The 228-nt window shown below is 47.8% G+C and carries 1 protein-coding gene; it reads left to right on the top strand.

Annotation, left to right across the window (positions count from 1 at the left end; translation table 11 throughout):
- A partial coding sequence (locus KH893_RS12965) for a mucin-binding protein (protein ID WP_427860484.1) occupies nt 1–228 on the top strand: 228 nt, incomplete at both ends.

Below are 228 nucleotides of genomic sequence, written 5' to 3'. Positions count from 1 at the left end.
GGACAGTGTCTACAGATGCAGTCACTGGTGAGCAGACATATGGGGCATGGTCAGCAGATCAAACATTTGGCGCAGTGACTAGCCCCGAACTAAAGGGGTATACACCAGATCAGACAGCAATTGCAGCACAGACAGTGACCGGAGATTCGACAGATTTGGAGTATACGGTTGTATATACTAAGAATGCACCGACAGTCACTACCGAAACGAAGACTGTGAATGAAACCA

The organism is Liquorilactobacillus sicerae (genome assembly GCF_029916425.1).
In the GTDB taxonomy this organism is placed as follows: domain Bacteria; phylum Bacillota; class Bacilli; order Lactobacillales; family Lactobacillaceae; genus Liquorilactobacillus; species Liquorilactobacillus sicerae.
Note: the sequence above shows the minus strand (reverse complement) of the source record. Positions and strands in the feature narration are given on the sequence as shown.